This is a genomic window from Robinsoniella sp., from assembly GCF_034124845.1.
The window spans coordinates 1-14,039 of sequence record NZ_JAWYAJ010000317.1 but is presented as its reverse complement, the minus strand read 5'-3'; the positions used below and the strand labels follow the sequence as shown (position 1 = coordinate 14,039).

14 protein-coding genes are annotated in these 14,039 nt (G+C 42.2%); 13 read left to right on the top strand and 1 reads right to left on the bottom strand.

The window, feature by feature from the left end:
* Positions 1-339: 339 nt before the first annotated feature.
* The 7 genes from ACH2DQ_RS16025 (at position 340) to ACH2DQ_RS15995 (ending at position 5,087) form a co-directional block, all read left to right on the top strand.
* Entirely contained in the window at positions 340-615 is a 276-nt protein-coding gene (locus ACH2DQ_RS16025; protein ID WP_027293697.1) for a BMC domain-containing protein, read from the top strand.
* A gap of 137 nt (positions 616-752) precedes the next feature.
* Entirely contained in the window at positions 753-1,484 is a 732-nt protein-coding gene (locus tag ACH2DQ_RS16020; protein WP_394912448.1) for a phosphate propanoyltransferase, read from the top strand.
* 85 nt (positions 1,485-1,569) lie between these two features.
* The gene (locus ACH2DQ_RS16015) at positions 1,570-1,848 is read left to right on the top strand and encodes a EutN/CcmL family microcompartment protein (RefSeq protein ID WP_394912447.1); all 279 of its coding nucleotides are present in this window, start codon (positions 1,570-1,572) and stop codon (positions 1,846-1,848) included.
* A gap of 15 nt (positions 1,849-1,863) precedes the next feature.
* Entirely contained in the window at positions 1,864-3,192 is a 1,329-nt protein-coding gene (locus ACH2DQ_RS16010) for an SLBB domain-containing protein (protein ID WP_394912446.1), read from the top strand.
* A 14-nt stretch (positions 3,193-3,206) separates the two neighbouring features.
* Positions 3,207-3,752 (top strand): BMC domain-containing protein, encoded by a 546-nt coding sequence (locus ACH2DQ_RS16005; protein ID WP_394912445.1) that lies wholly within the window; start codon positions 3,207-3,209, stop codon positions 3,750-3,752.
* Between the two features lie 181 nt (positions 3,753-3,933).
* Positions 3,934-4,410, top strand: a complete 477-nt coding sequence (locus tag ACH2DQ_RS16000) for a YbaK/EbsC family protein (RefSeq protein ID WP_394912444.1) — start codon at positions 3,934-3,936, stop codon at positions 4,408-4,410.
* A 122-nt stretch (positions 4,411-4,532) separates the two neighbouring features.
* A complete protein-coding gene (locus tag ACH2DQ_RS15995; RefSeq protein WP_394912443.1) occupies positions 4,533-5,087 on the top strand; it encodes a biotin transporter BioY in 555 nt (184 codons plus the stop codon).
* Positions 5,088-5,119: 32 nt separating this feature from the next.
* Here the strand turns inward: ACH2DQ_RS15995 and ACH2DQ_RS15990 are convergent, their stop codons facing one another.
* Positions 5,120-6,133 (bottom strand): LacI family DNA-binding transcriptional regulator, encoded by a 1,014-nt coding sequence (locus tag ACH2DQ_RS15990; RefSeq protein WP_394912442.1) that lies wholly within the window; start codon positions 6,131-6,133, stop codon positions 5,120-5,122.
* Between the two features lie 276 nt (positions 6,134-6,409).
* Between ACH2DQ_RS15990 and ACH2DQ_RS15985 the strand changes: the two genes are divergently transcribed.
* From ACH2DQ_RS15985 to ACH2DQ_RS15960, 6 genes are all read left to right on the top strand, one after another.
* Positions 6,410-7,828 carry an ABC transporter substrate-binding protein gene (locus ACH2DQ_RS15985; RefSeq protein WP_394912441.1) on the top strand — a complete coding sequence of 473 codons (1,419 nt, stop codon included), beginning with the start codon at positions 6,410-6,412 and terminating at the stop codon, positions 7,826-7,828.
* A gap of 91 nt (positions 7,829-7,919) precedes the next feature.
* Positions 7,920-8,807, top strand: coding sequence for a carbohydrate ABC transporter permease (locus ACH2DQ_RS15980; RefSeq protein WP_394912440.1), 888 nt, complete (start codon positions 7,920-7,922; stop codon positions 8,805-8,807).
* Between the two features lie 10 nt (positions 8,808-8,817).
* The gene (locus ACH2DQ_RS15975; RefSeq protein ID WP_395027403.1) at positions 8,818-9,642 is read left to right on the top strand and encodes a carbohydrate ABC transporter permease; all 825 of its coding nucleotides are present in this window, start codon (positions 8,818-8,820) and stop codon (positions 9,640-9,642) included.
* A gap of 13 nt (positions 9,643-9,655) precedes the next feature.
* Positions 9,656-11,674 carry an alpha-amylase family protein gene (locus tag ACH2DQ_RS15970; protein WP_394912438.1) on the top strand — a complete coding sequence of 673 codons (2,019 nt, stop codon included), beginning with the start codon at positions 9,656-9,658 and terminating at the stop codon, positions 11,672-11,674.
* Between the two features lie 138 nt (positions 11,675-11,812).
* Entirely contained in the window at positions 11,813-12,835 is a 1,023-nt protein-coding gene (locus ACH2DQ_RS15965; RefSeq protein ID WP_394912437.1) for a LacI family DNA-binding transcriptional regulator, read from the top strand.
* 14 nt (positions 12,836-12,849) lie between these two features.
* On the top strand, positions 12,850-14,039 hold a 1,190-nt coding region (locus ACH2DQ_RS15960), incomplete at its 3' end, for an alpha-L-fucosidase (protein ID WP_395027400.1).

Here is a 14,039-nt window from a genome sequence, read left to right as displayed (position 1 = left end):
CAAGGCAATGTTTCTGCAGTAACGGAAGCGATAGAGTCTGCAAAGAGAAGTGCAGTGGGCAATATTGTGGCATCTGCAGTGATAGCAAATCCACATGAAGAAACAATGAACCTTGTAGAAATCAGTAGAAAGAAATATAAGTTTCTACAGGAAGATTAAAATCTGTTGCAGACGGATTCTAATACTTCAGGATAAATCGAGGTAAAAGATATGGCCGATGAAAAGAATGTAAAATCTGCAGCTGCGAAAGCTCCTGCAAAAAGAAAACCAAGAACAACCCGCAAAAATGCGAATGCTGCCCCACCGGCAGCAAAACCAGTGATTAAGGAGGATATCAGAATGGAACTTCAGGCATTAGGAATGATAGAAACAAGAGGACTTATTGCTTCAATCGAAGCAGCAGATGCTATGTTAAAAGCAGCTAATGTAGTTTTAGTAGGAACAGAAAAAATCGGTTCCGGTCTTGTAAGTGTTATGGTTCGTGGAGATGTTGGAGCAGTAAAAGCAGCTGTTGAAGCTGGAAGCGCTTCTGCTGGAAGATTAGGCGAAGTAATCGCTGTTCATGTAATCCCAAGACCACATACTGACGTAGAAAAGATCCTTCCACAGTTTTAATAAACAAACTACCGCAGGTATGTCCATCAGGCGCATGCCCGGGCAAATAGACATTTGATATTGCATGCTTTCTTTACGGACGAGATTATGACTGTGAAGAGGCATGCAGTTGACTTTATAAGTCAGGATGTGATTTTTTGAAATCCAAAATAGTGGATATGGTAGCTGTGTCCAGGATGCTCTATGAATTGAATAACCCCATGAAGAGAGGGACCGAAAAAATGCAGGAACAACAATTAGTAGATGAGATTGCAAGGTTAGTAGCTAAGCAGTTAAAAAATAGTGTTGATGTATATAACCCGGCTGATGAGATTCCTATTGGAATTTCTGCAAGACATGTGCATCTTAGCAGAGAAGATGTAGAAACCTTATTTGGTAAGGGTTATCAGTTAAATAAGAAAAAAGAACTCATGGGCGGGCAGTTCGCAGCTCAGGAGTGTGTAACCATCGTTGGAACAAAATTAAGAGCAATTGAAAATGTCAGAGTTTTAGGACCGGAGAGAAGCCAGTCTCAGGTTGAAGTTGCCAAGACAGATGCGATACGTCTGGGATTAAACCCGCCGGTTCGCCAGTCAGGGGATCTTGCAGGCTCCGCACCAATTGCAATGGTTGGTCCAAAAGGTGTTGTATATTTGAAAGAAGGATGTATTGTTGCAAAAAGACATATTCATATGTCACCGGCAGATGCAGCCAGATATGGCGTAAAAGACAAACAGGTTGTGAAAGTTCGTTTTGACAGCGGACGTGGCGGTGTTTTTGAAGATGTTGTAATCAGAGTACATGATACATTTACATTAGAGATGCATATAGATACCGATGAAGCAAATGGCTTAGGCATCGGTAAAGAAATGGGAATTTTAATTAAATAGCAAGTGCGACAAATGACGCAGCGAGTGCAACGATGTCGCAGAAAGCGCGACGAATGTCGCATATAACGCGACACAGGAGGAAAGCATGATTATAGGCAAAGTAGTTGGAACGGTAATTTGTACAAGAAAGAATAATGATCTTGTGGGAAGCAAATTCCTGATCGTAGATCCAATGGAAAAGATGAAAACTGATAACAGTAGCCGTCTTGTTGCCGTGGATAACGTAGGAGCCGGTATCGGTGATATCGTGCTGGTGACGACAGGTAGTTCTGCGCGGCTTGGCTGTGGTGATCCGGATTCTCCGATTGATGCATGTATTGTAGGTATTGTAGATGACCCGCAAAAAATAGTCATAGTAGAATAGGTTGGAGTGGACGCAATGAATATGGTAGATATGAAAAAGGCTTTATTCGATGGCGGTGTTGTAGGAGCTGGCGGAGCAGGTTTCCCAACTCATGCAAAACTTTCAGACCAGGCAGAGACAATCATTTTGAACTGTGCAGAATGTGAACCTTTAATCAAGGTTGACCGACAGCTCATGAGTGATTACATAAACGAAATACTTTCGGGCATGCAGATGCTTGTCGATACGTTAGGTGCCAATGAAGGAATCATCGCTGTGAAAAAGTCCTACACTGCTTCTATTGAGGCCGTGAACAGTTGTATTGTTAATTATAATAAACTCCGCCTTCATATTTTACCGGACATCTATCCGGCAGGAGATGAAGTCGTATTAATTTATGAAACCACAGGAAAAATCGTACCTCAGGGTAAGATTCCGATTCTGGTTGGGTGTGTTGTTGTAAATGTGGAAACGGTATTGAACCTGTATCGCAAAGTAACAAGCGATACCAATGTTGTTACGAAATTTGTGACAGTAGCAGGTTTGGTAAACAGTCCGCTTACGGTAGAAGTACCGATTGGTATTACGGTTAAAGAACTGGTAGACATGGCAGGTGGATTTTCCACAGAAGACTATGTGATGATTATGGGTGGTCCTATGACGGGACGCATCTGTTCAGCAAGAGATATTGTAACGAAGACTACAAAGGCAATCCTGGTATTGCCTCCTACCTGTCCGCCAGTTGTAAAAAGACAGAGAAGTAATAAGTTAGATCTTAGAAATGCAATGTCTGTCTGTTCACAATGCTCCATGTGTACTAGCTTATGTCCTAGAAATTTGCTTGGTCAGTCCATCAAACCTCATGAATTTATGAGAGCGATTGCAAATGGAACTACGTATAACGTAGAACCGTTTCTGAACTCTTACTTCTGTTGTTCATGCGGATTATGTGAACTGTATTCTTGTCATCAGGATTTATCTCCAAGAAGATTACTGGATGCATATAAAACAGGCCTTAGAAGTAAAGGTGTGAAGATACCGGATAAAGCAGGAAAAGGCGTGGCAAGCAGTCTGCGTGAGGAACGGAAAGTTCCGGAACACCGTCTGATGCTCAGGCTTGGTCTGGCTAAATTTGATATCCCGGCACCGATGAAAGGCTGTCCGATTGAAATTAACGAAGTAAAATTAATGCTTCGCCAGAACATTGGCGCACCTTGTGTACCATCTGTAAAGGTGGGAGATGAAGTGGCTGTCGGACAACAAATAGCTGCACCGCCGGAAGGCGCTTTAGGAACCTGTTTACATGCAAGTATTGCCGGAAAAGTTACGGCAGTTACTGATAACTTTATCAGCATTAAATCATAATGGAGATGAGAACGATGAGAGCAATTGGAATGGTGGAATATAGAACTGTTTCCACAGGTATTAAGGCGGCAGACCTTATTGTGAAAACAGCTGATGTTGAGCTGATTCAGGCTCAAACAGTTTGCCCGGGTAAATTCATTATCTTATTTACCGGCGATCTAAGTGCAATCAAAGTTTCCGCAGATGCTGCTAAAAAAGAGTATCCGGAAAGCATGATTGACAGCTTCGTGCTGGGCAACCCGCACGAATCCGTATTTAAAGCACTTAACTGCACAGCAGATATCCAGGATGTTCAGGCTTTAGGGGTAATTGAAACCTTTACCGGAGCATCGGCTATTGTAGCTGCGGATCACGCAGCAAAAACCGCAGAAGTAGATCTCTTTGAAATCAGAATTGCAAGAGGTATGTGCGGTAAATCATATGTGTTATTAACAGGAACAGTATCTGCAGTTACAGAATCTGTAAGCTCTGCTGTTGCTTTAATAAAAGAAGAGGGTCTTGTACTGGATTATGCAGTCATTCCTAGTCCTTCTAAAGAGTTTGTAAAAACCTTAATTTAAACCTTGTCGGAAAAAAGCCTGGTATTTGATTACCGGGCTTTTTTTCGTTGCTGCAAATCCCAGGATATCTTCTTATAAACATAGGATTGAATATTTACTACAATCTGATTATAATTAGAGGTAGTTTTAAAATGTAATACATGCAGGTAAAGTAAAATCACAATCAGAAAAGGAGCATATCATGGCAATTGATAAAGTGAAGGCATATCTGAAAGAATTTGATATGGAAGATAAAGTAATGGAGTTTGAGACGTCCAGTGCGACCGTGGAGCTGGCGGCACAGGCAGTGGGGGTAGAACCTGCGCGGATTGCAAAAACACTTTCGTTCAAAAGCAAATCCGGTGATCACGCTGTATTAATTGTGACGGCGGGAGATACGAAGATTGACAACAGTAAGTTTAAGGGCTTTTTTGGTATGAAGGCTAAGATGCTGGCACCGGAAGAGGTGGAAGATCTGGTAGGTCATGCCATAGGGGGTGTCTGTCCTTTTGCAGTGCCCCAGTCCGCTCAGATCTATCTGGATGAATCCTTAAAAAGGTTTGATACCGTCTTCCCGGCGTGTGGCAGCAGCAACAGTGCCATTGAGCTTACCTGCTCCCAGCTGGAGGAATATGCAAAGGCAAAAGAATGGGTTGACGTATGTAAGGGATGGGAATAAGATTTTGGTGAGGCACAGCCGTTGTTAACTTTATGTAATGAAAGGTTGACAATGTCTGTGCCTTCGTTTATAATCGTATTGTCAACAAAATTTACATATTAGTTTACAATGAAAGGAACCTTATGAACAAGAAAAATAATATAAAAACACAATCAGTCGTTTTCGTGGGCATGTTTGCTGCCATTTTGGCTGTATTATCCCAGATATCAATCCCCATGCCATCAGGTGTGCCGGTAACAATGCAGACATTTGCAGTGGCTTTGACCGGGTGCGTACTGGGATGGAAAAGAGGAACCATGGCAACGGTAATCTATATTGTACTTGGAGGCGTAGGTGTCCCTGTATTTTCCGGATTGGCTGGGGGACCTGGGATCCTATTCGGCAAAACCGGTGGATTTATCTTTGGATTTATTTTCCTGGCACTTTTGTGCGGGCTGGCTGCAGGCATAAAAAAGCGTGTACTTGGCGGCTTACTTGCCGCTTGTGGATTGCTGATCTGCCATATCTTAGGCATCCTGCAATTTATGCTGCTGATGAATATGTCATTTTGGTCATCTGCCGTACTGGTTTCCGTTCCGTATCTGATTAAAGACATAATATCCATAGTGCTTGCCTTTGTTGTGGGGGCAATACTGCAAAAATCCTTAAGTGCGGCTAATATTTTAGCCCGTGTTTAAAATAGCTTTTTAACACTCTGTGTTATCCACTGCTAAAGCGGATTCATTTCACGTACCGATTTCCGTTCAATAAAGCTTGTGTCGATCATTTTTAATACGGGGAAATTTGTCTCACATCCATTGATCCGTTTTAGAAGAAGTTTTGCTGCCTGCTTGCCCATTTCCTGGAGGTTTTGCACAATTGCCGTAATGGGCGGCTCAAAAGCTGAGAAAATTTCATCGTCGTCAAAGGTCAGGATAGACAGGTCATTGGGAATGGTGATACCAAGAGTATTCAATTCCATAATGACACCCAGTGTGGATATATAGCCCAGAATCAATATGGCGGTAGGGCGGGGAGACTGCTCCATCATACGGCGAAACTGCACGGCACCGGAATGGGGTGAAAAGTCACCGCCCATAACAATGCGGCAGGGAAAGGGAATATGGTGTTTGTCACAGGCATCGTAAAAACCCTGTATGCGCTCGCTGATCGTATAACTGTCCATGATTCCTCCAATTACACCCAGGCAGCAGTGCCCTTTTGCAATAAGGTATTCGGTTGCCTCATAAGCACTTTTGCGGTTGGTAGAAGTGACGGAATCACCAGGTGGATCTGCCACAACCTGGTCCAGATATACCAGAGGTATGTGGTTTTGGGCGATGGACTGGATCAAATGCAAATGTGCAACATTTTCTGGAATTAAAATGACACCGTCTACTTGATTGCTCAGTAATAGGCGGATTACGTCAGCATTTTCATCTGCTTTGGGATCATAAGAGCTGACGATGGTGGAATAGTTGTATTTTTGCACATATTCTTCAATGTAAGAACAAAGAGTACCCCAAAAATAATCCCCGATTACGGGAATCAGAATACAGATGGTGTTGGTTTTTCGTGCACGCAGCATTTGTGCAGTTTTATTAGGCGTATAGCCTAATTTTTTTATGCTTTTTTCTATTTTTTCCCGGTTCTCGGGTATGATATTTTTCCCATTCAGATATTTTGAAATAGTAGACAGGGATAGGCTGGTGTCTTTGGCTATATCCTTGATCGTACAACTCATTTTACAAACCTCCTTTGTTTTTTGATTCGTGGAATTGAATAATATTATATCATAATTATAAATAAAATCAATAATTATAGTCAATTATACGAAACGTTTCGCTATAATTAAAATATAAATGTTGGTATAAATACGAATTAAAGAAAAAATAATGTAAAAAATAACCAAAAATATATTGACATAATGAATAAATAATATTATTATGTAATTACAAAAACGAAACGTTTCGCTCAAGAACATATTAACCTGGTTTTAAAAAGTGAGAGGAGAAACAAAATGAAAAGAAGATTATTAGCATGTTTGTTAACAGGAACGATGGTTTTATCACTTGCCGCTTGTGGGAACAGTCAGGGTTCGGGAACCACAGAAAACAAAGAAACATCTACTCAGGCTGCTGCCAAGGATACGGCAGCATCCAATGATACGGAATCGAAAGACACGGAGATGAAAGATACCGCAGCAAAAGAAGATGCTAAGAGTGGTGATGAAATTACTTTAACAGTTGCTACGCGCTATGGAGCGGATGTACCGGATGAGGAATTTTACCGTCAAAAAGTCCAGGAATTCAGTGACATGGATAATGGGATCAAGGTAGTTATGGATAATATCCCTACCGAATCAGATTATCTGGATAAGCTTAGAACTTCTTTTGCAAATGGAGATACACCCAATGTATTTATTGAATACGGAGGATCCAGAACCTTAGATTATCTGGAATCTGACGCACTGGTTAATATGCAGCCATACTTTGACGAGGACAAAGAGTGGTATGACAGTTTCTATCCTACCATGTTTAAAGATCTGGATTATACGGATAAGGGATACGAAGGCATCTGGGGTGTTCCTTTTAAATCTTATGTAGTGTCCTTGTATTATAATAAAGAAATTTTTGAAGCACAGGGATTAACGCCTCCACAGAGCTGGGATGATTTGATGAGTGTGTGTGAAAAACTGAAAACAGCAGGCATCCGGCCATTCCAGGCAGGTGAAAAGGATGTCTTCCGCCTGGGACATTTCCACAATAATATCGTAATCAAATCCCTGGGAGCAGATGCTGCTAAAAAGCTGGCAGACAGATCATTGGCATACGACAGTCCCGAAATGTTAAAAACCTATCAACTGATTTCTGACATGGTAGAAAAGGGATATCTTGGAGATGATATTTTAAATACAGATTACAATACGGAAAAATCCACCTTTGCCGCTGGAGAATGTGCAATGAGATGGGACGGTTCCTGGTATGGTTCCGAAATCTTTGGTACAGATATCTATGATAAGACTGGCGTGGTACCATTCCCGTACATAGATGAAAAATACAAAGACGATGCCCAGGGCGGCGCTTCTGATATGTGGTTTGTGTCTAAACTGAATAAATCGGAGGAAGAGATTCAGGCATCCGTAGAATTTGTGAAATTTATGACATCCCAGGATTACTTTGCAGGTAATAATGAAGCAGCAGCAGTTCTGTATCCTGCAAAATTTACTGCTACGGCAAATACGCCTGCAAATCCGCTGCTGGATGAGGTACAGAAAATTGTAGGTAATTATAAAAATATGTGTACGGATATTCAAAATTCTGACCCGGAATCCCATATGCTGGATACCGTTCGTAACGCACTTCAGGGACTGGCAATGGGTAATACCCCGGAACAATGCGGAAAAGAAATTGTAGACAATATAGAAAATTATCAGTAAACAGGTAAATAGATAGCTGCCCGTAAGCAAAGAAGTATATGATTCAAATGTTTGCGGGCGGCTTGATTTTAAAGAGAAAGGAGAGGGATTCGTGACGCAGAAAAAAAAGAAAATAAAAGATCGGATTATCATAACCATTTTCCTGCTTCCGGCACTGATCATTTTTTTCAGTCTGATCGTTTATCCGGTCTGCAATACGATCTATTTATCTTTTGTAAGCTGGAAAGGGATCTGGGGAGCACCTAAGAAATTTGTGGGCCTGTCAAATTTTGTAAAAGTTCTGGGCAGCCAAAGCTTCTGGAACGCAATGCTGAATTCATTTTATTTTATTATTGGCGGTTTCGTGGTTTTAATGCCGTTATCTTTTGGACTGGCATTGTTGATTACGTCTAAACTAAGGGCTACAAAATTAATGAAGACAGCATTCTTTATGCCGGTAATGCTTTCTACTACAGCAGTTGCCCTGATGTGGGTATACATATTGAATCCATCTTATGGTGCATTAAATGAGATACTGCGTTTCCTGGGACTTGAATCCTGGTGCCGTGAATGGCTGTCCACTCCTACTTTAAATATATGGAGTGTTGTACTGGTAAATGAATGGATGTATGCGGGTTACAATATGCTGATTTTTGCGGCGGGGCTGGTCTCTATCCCCCAGTCACTCTATGAAGCTGCGGAACTGGATGGCTGTACAGGATGGAAAAAGATTCTTCACATCTCCATTCCACTATCCAAAGAATCCTTTAAGATATTTTCAGTCCTTTGTATTACCGGATGTTTGAAAGCATTTGACCTTATTTGGGCTATGACCAAGGGCGGACCAAACCATTCTTCTGAAACTCCGGCTACTTTACTTTATAATCAGGCATTTACGTTTAAATTTTTCGGCAACAGCAGTGCCATCGGTGTCATACTTTTGATTCTGGGTGTTGTGCTGAGTCTGCTGGTTAACAGGGCATTTAAAAAAGAAGATTAGGAGGAAGATAATGAAAAGAAAAGTCGGTAAATTGATCATTTATTTATTTGCAGTTTTCTGGGCAGTCATGACGATCTTTCCTCTGATCATCACCTTTCTGTCATCTGTAAAAGACAATCAGGGAATCAATCTAGGGATGTTTAAGCTTCCTGAAAAATGGCTGTGGTCCAATTATGCTGCTGCATTCTCCAGTGCAAATATCGGGAAAGCAGTAGTAAATTCAATTTTTTTTGGAGTTACATCAACTTTGATTGTAACCGTGGTAGGCATGCTGGCGGCATACGTACTGTCCAGAAAAAAATTTAAGTTAAGAATAGCGGTATACAGTCTGTTTATTGTAGGAGTTATGGTACCGGTGCATTGTACTATCATACCCATTTCCAGTCTGGCTACCGGTATTGGGGGAAAGAATTCTTACTGGTTTATCATTCTGGTATATGTGGCATTTAACCTCTCACAGGCGATATTTCTGTTTACGGGATATCTGGACGGGGTGGATAAGGAACTGGATGAAGCGGCAATTATTGATGGCTGCAGTGATTTTCAATTGTTGTTCCGGGTACTGACACCTGTGTCGGTACCGATTATTTCCACAGAGGCAATTCTGGCATTTATATATGGATATGGAGAATTAATATTTGCCATGGTTTTATTGACGGATCAAAGTAAGTATACCGTATCCAGAGCCATGCTTGCGTTTTCCGGCGGTTACCAGCAGCAGTTAGGTCCGATTTTTGCCTGTATTATTGTTGCGGTTCTGCCAATGATTATCATTTATATTTTATTCCATGAAAAAGTACAGGAAGGGATGCTGACCGGAGCGGTCAAAGGCTGACAGGAGGTTATATATGGAAGAATTAAGATTTCGCCAGATCCATATGGATTTTCACACCAGTGAAAAGATAATGGGGGTGGGAGCCGCATTTGATGCGGAAAAATTTGCAGATACACTGGCTGAGGCAAGGGTAAACTCGGTTACCTGTTTCTCCAGATGCCATCATGGTATGCTGTATTATGATTCGGGCAGATTTCCGGAACTGGTGCATCCCGGTCTGGTAAATAAAGATTTGTTAATCCAGCAGATTGATGCCTGCCACAAAAGAGGCATAAAGGTACCCGTTTATACTACGGTACAGTGGGATTATTACTCCGGGATGAACCATCCGGACTGGGTATGCTTAAATGCAGATGGAAGCCTGAAGGATTTTTGCCAGGATGATAAGCCTGCAAATGTATATGAAGCCGGGTTTTACAGAACCCTGTGTGTCAATTCGCCCTACAGACAGTTTTTAAAAGAACAGATTCTGGATGTATTTGAGGTTTTGACACCGGAGAGGATTGACGGATTATTCCTGGATATCGTGAATCCTGTTGACTGTTCCTGCAGGCATTGTGCAGCGAAGATGGAGGCAGAAGGTTACCGCCCTGACAAAAAGGAAGACCGGATGCTGTTTGCCAGAAAGACCATGCAGGATTTTAAAGAAGATATGACTGCTTATATCAGAAGCCTGAAATCGGATGTTACCATCTTCTATAACGCAGGGCATATTAATGCGGTTTCGGTAGATGCCAGGGATGCCTATACACATTGGGAATTGGAATCCCTTCCCAGCGGACAATGGGGCTATTCCCATTTTATGAATACGGTGCGTTTTGCCAGAACTACGGGCATGGATTATCTGGCGCACACAGGAAAATTCCATACGGAATGGGGCGATTTCCACTCCTTTAAGAATAAGGAAGCATTGGAATATGAATGTTTCCGGATGCTGGCATATAATTCAAAGTGCCTAATCGGAGATCAGCTGGATCCGGATGGGAAAATGTCAGAGGCGGTGTATGATCTGATCGGCAGTGTGTATCGTGAAGTGGAAAAGAAGGAGCCCTGGTGTAAAAAAGCAAAAGCTGTGACCGACATTGCGGTATTTACAAGTGAGTGTCTGAAGGAGCATACAGGACCGGGAGGATCTGTTCCCGATGAGGTAAATGGGGCATGTATCATGCTGGATGAGCTGGGGTATCAGTTGGATATTGTGGATGACCGCTCGGAGCTTGCAGGGTATAAAGTACTGATTTTACCGGATACCATACTATGCAATACCGGGCTGTCAGAAAAAATAAAAGGATTTATTGCAAATGGGGGCAAGGTCATAGCCAGTTACAAATCGGGGCTTTCCTTCTCAGAGGAAGAGTTTGCCATTGAAGAATTAGGCGTACATTATCTGGGAGAGACATCTTTATGCCCGGACTTCATCATGCCAACTGAACAGATAGGCAAGGCGCTCCCTAAGACGGAACACGTCATGTACTACAAGGGGGCCCAGGTGGAAGCAGTAGCAGGAACCGTACTGGCAGAAACCTGCATTCCATATTTTAACAGAACCTGGGAGCATTTTTGTTCCCACCGGCATACACCCTCTTCCCATAAGAAAGGCTCCCCGGCGGTAGTTCAGACCGAATCCTGCATTTATATGATGCATCCCGTCTTTACTACCTATTATAAGAAGCATCCCAGATGGTGCAAAGAAATTGTAAAAGATATCTTAGAGCTGGTACTTAAAAATCCCCTGTTAAAACATAGCGGGCCGACCTCTTTACTCAGCGCAGTGAATATTCAGGAACAAGAGAACCGGTATGTGCTCCACGGACTTCATTATATACCGCTAAAAGTTTCGGAAGAACTATTCACAATCGAAGATATCATTCCGTTATATCAGATCCGGTACTCCTTAAATTTGCCGGAAGACATCAAATCGGTACGCCTTGTGCCGGAAGGAACTGAGCTTAAATTTCACAACAGGGAGGGCAGAACAGAATTTACGGTTCCGGAAATAAAAGGCCATTGTATGATAGAGCTTCAGTATTAAGCGGGCACACCTGTGTAATTCACTTTATAGTTGTTGGTTCAGATAGACTGTGATAATATTATGGTTAAACAGATGTCTGGACAGAGTCCTTTTGAGACTTTCAAAATATATAAAGAAAATTACATGTGGGTGAGAACGATGGCAGTAACAATTAAAGATGTAGCAAGAGAAACAAATTTAGCGATTTCAACGATTTCCAAATATATGAACGGAGGAAATGTAAAACCCCGGAACAGGGTGGTTATAGAAGCAGCAATCCAAAAGCTGGGGTATCAGCCGAACAACGCAGCCAGGGGCTTAAGAAGTGCCAAGACCTATACCGTGGGGATTGCAATCGATTCCCTGGAAAGCCAGTTCCTTGCAAAAATTACGGCACATATAGAAAAGATTTTAAAAGAAAAGGGGTATTCTCTGCTGCTTTGCTGCCACAGAGGAAATGCTCAGGAAGCACAGCGGGCAGTTAAATTTCTCACGGATAAACAAGTGGATGGAATCATTTTCAGTTATGCAATGCACAGTGAAGTGGATTTTTTTGTTTCAGCCAGAGAACGGAAGATCCCGGTTGTGCTGGCGGATTGCTTAAGTCAGCACACGCCCTGCGACAGCGTTATGTCCAATTCAGCTGCGGGCACTTACGCAGCGGTAGAATACTTAATTGGACAGGGTCACCGGCAGATCGCCATTTTATCCGGAACCAGTGAGAAGATACCGGAACGGTTTACAGCCAAAGACCGGATGAAAGGTTTTCTGCGGGCAATGGAGGATTATGACATCCCCGTGCCGAAGGAATACATCGAAAAAGGTGATTTTACTTTTGAATCCGGATATAAATGCATGCAGAAAATCTGGAAGCTGAAGAAAAGGCCTACGGCTGTATTTGTTTCCAATTATAATATGTGCCTGGGTGCCATGACGGCGGTGCACAATCTGAATATTGAAATTCCACGTGATTTGTCACTGGTTACGTTTGATGACATGGAGTTTTCCATTATGTCACGTCCCAGTCTTACTTCAGTCAGGCAGCCCATAGAAATGATTGCCCGCAAGTGCGTGGAATTAGTATTAAAGAGAATGGAAGGGGATTATACGGATTTCCCTAAGAATTTAAAGCTTCCCACCACATTTAAGGAGAGGGAGTCGGTTTTGAAAATTATTTCATAAAGGAGAATTTGAAAATGAAAGATACAAAACAGCAATGGTTTAAAGATGCGAAATTTGGATTGTTTATCCATTGGGGATTATATGCTGTTTTAGCCGGTGAATACGAAGGAAAGAAGACAGACCGAATTGCAGAATGGATTATGAATCATCTGGATATACCGGTCAGTGAGTATGAAAAGCTGGCAAAACAATTCAATCCGGTAAATTTTAATGCAGAGGAAATTGTAAAAAAGGCAAAGAGCTGGGGCATGAAGTATATTGTATTTACATCCAAACATCATGAAGGGTTTGCCATGTATGACTCCAAATGCAGTGATTACAATATCGTAAAGGCAACGCCTTACAAAAAAGATATTTTAAGAGAGCTAAAAGATGCATGTGACAAATATGATATGAAGCTTGGTCTGTATTATTCTCAGGCGCAGGACTGGCATGATCCCAATGGTTTGATGTATTTAAAGGATAATTCCCATAAAGATTACCAGCACTATCTGGATACTAAGGTAAAACCACAGCTTACGGAAATACTAACCGGTTACGGGGATATTGCACTGATCTGGTTTGATACCCCCATGGAGACCACGCCGGAACAGAGTAAATCCCTGGTGGATTTAGTAAAATCCATACAGCCAAATTGTATTGTCAGCGGCAGAATTGGTAATGAACTGGGTGAATACATGACCACAGGTGATAATTTTATACCCAGGCTGCCGTATGAGGGCGACTGGGAGCTGCCGGCTACATTAAACGATACCTGGGGATTTAACAAGGATGACCATAACTGGAAGAACCCGGATGACATTATCCGTCTGCTGCTGAAAGTAACCAGCAGGGGAGGCAATTACCTTTTGAATATCGGTCCCGATGCAACCGGGCATGTTCCGGATGAAAGTATCGCGATCCTGGACGAAGTTGGAAAATATGTTCAGGATAATGCGGACAGTATCTTTGAAACCAGAAGAGTGGACTTCTATGCTTACGAATTAGAGTGGGCGCAGTTTACACAGAAGGATTATAAGTTATTTGTACATGTCCTGGAGCCCAGGCGCCGTATTGAATTGCTGAATGTGGGCAATAAAGTAAAAAGCGCATATTTGGTTAGGGACGGCAGGGAGCTGGAATACGATTGCTCCGTTACCTGTGAAGGGGCCGGCATGATTGAAGTAGAAGTTCCCGAAGAATTATGGGAGGAGAAAAATTACTG

Bases quoted from the DNA above. Each gene is read 5' to 3' on its own strand.
- ACH2DQ_RS16000 (WP_394912444.1), top strand. From the start codon at position 3,934: ATGGCAATTGATAAAGTGAAGGCATATCTGAAAGAATTTGATATGGAA.
- ACH2DQ_RS16010 (WP_394912446.1), top strand. From the start codon at position 1,864: ATGAATATGGTAGATATGAAAAAGGCTTTATTCGATGGCGGTGTTGTA.
- ACH2DQ_RS16005 (WP_394912445.1), top strand. From the start codon at position 3,207: ATGAGAGCAATTGGAATGGTGGAATATAGAACTGTTTCCACAGGTATT.
- ACH2DQ_RS16015 (WP_394912447.1), top strand. From the start codon at position 1,570: ATGATTATAGGCAAAGTAGTTGGAACGGTAATTTGTACAAGAAAGAAT.
- ACH2DQ_RS15965 (WP_394912437.1), top strand. From the start codon at position 11,813: ATGGCAGTAACAATTAAAGATGTAGCAAGAGAAACAAATTTAGCGATT.
- ACH2DQ_RS15990 (WP_394912442.1), bottom strand. From the start codon at position 6,133: ATGAGTTGTACGATCAAGGATATAGCCAAAGACACCAGCCTATCCCTG.
- ACH2DQ_RS15970 (WP_394912438.1), top strand. From the start codon at position 9,656: ATGGAAGAATTAAGATTTCGCCAGATCCATATGGATTTTCACACCAGT.
- ACH2DQ_RS15995 (WP_394912443.1), top strand. From the start codon at position 4,533: ATGAACAAGAAAAATAATATAAAAACACAATCAGTCGTTTTCGTGGGC.
- ACH2DQ_RS16025 (WP_027293697.1), top strand. From the start codon at position 340: ATGGAACTTCAGGCATTAGGAATGATAGAAACAAGAGGACTTATTGCT.
- ACH2DQ_RS15975 (WP_395027403.1), top strand. From the start codon at position 8,818: ATGAAAAGAAAAGTCGGTAAATTGATCATTTATTTATTTGCAGTTTTC.
- ACH2DQ_RS15985 (WP_394912441.1), top strand. From the start codon at position 6,410: ATGAAAAGAAGATTATTAGCATGTTTGTTAACAGGAACGATGGTTTTA.